This window comes from Lachnoclostridium sp. An169 (assembly GCF_002160525.1).
Classification (GTDB): domain Bacteria; phylum Bacillota; class Clostridia; order Lachnospirales; family Lachnospiraceae; genus Mediterraneibacter; species Mediterraneibacter cottocaccae.
Map to the genome: position 1 here is coordinate 1 of NZ_NFKT01000088.1, position 585 is coordinate 585.

The 585-nt window shown below is 47.9% G+C and carries 2 protein-coding genes; both read left to right on the forward strand.

All coding sequences use genetic code 11. From position 1 onward, the window contains the following. Positions 1 to 286: IS200/IS605 family transposase (gene tnpA / locus B5F07_RS22245; protein ID WP_087163338.1), on the forward strand; the 286-nt coding region annotated here is incomplete at its 5' end. Next, positions 270 to 585: helix-turn-helix domain-containing protein (locus B5F07_RS22250; protein ID WP_140398087.1), on the forward strand; the 316-nt coding region annotated here is incomplete at its 3' end. The genes tnpA and B5F07_RS22250, both read left to right, overlap by 17 nt.

A 585-nucleotide genomic window follows, 5' to 3' on the forward strand; every position in this document is an offset into this window, starting at 1 on the left:
TTCACCAAAGTACGGGATTGCTTTAGAAGAATGGAATCATGATCAGGATCATGTCCATGTTATGTTCCGTGCACAGCCGAAATCGGAGATCAGTAAATTTATAAATGCGCATAAGAGCGCCAGCAGCCGTCTCATCAAAAAAGAATATCCGCAGATCCGTGGGAAGTTATGGAAAGAGGCATTCTGGAGCCAGAGCTTTTTCCTGGTGACTGCGGGAGAGGCGCCGGTTGAAGTGATCAGGGCGTACATAGAGAGTCAGGGGGAGAAGGATGAACAGAGCATGTAAGTTTCGGATCTATCCGACCGGGGAGCAGGAGATTCTGATCCATAAAACCTTTGGCTGCTGCAGATTTGTCTATAACCATATGCTGGCAGATAAGAAACAGGCGTATGAGGAAACAAAACAAATGAGAAAGATCACCCCTGCGGCATATAAAAAAGAATATCCCTGGCTGAAAGAGGTCGATTCCCTTGCACTTGCGAATGAGCAGCTTCATCTGGAACGTGCATACCGGAAGTTCTTCCGGGAACCGGGGACGGGATTTCCGAAGTTCAAGTTCAAACACGGCAGCCGCAGGAGTTACA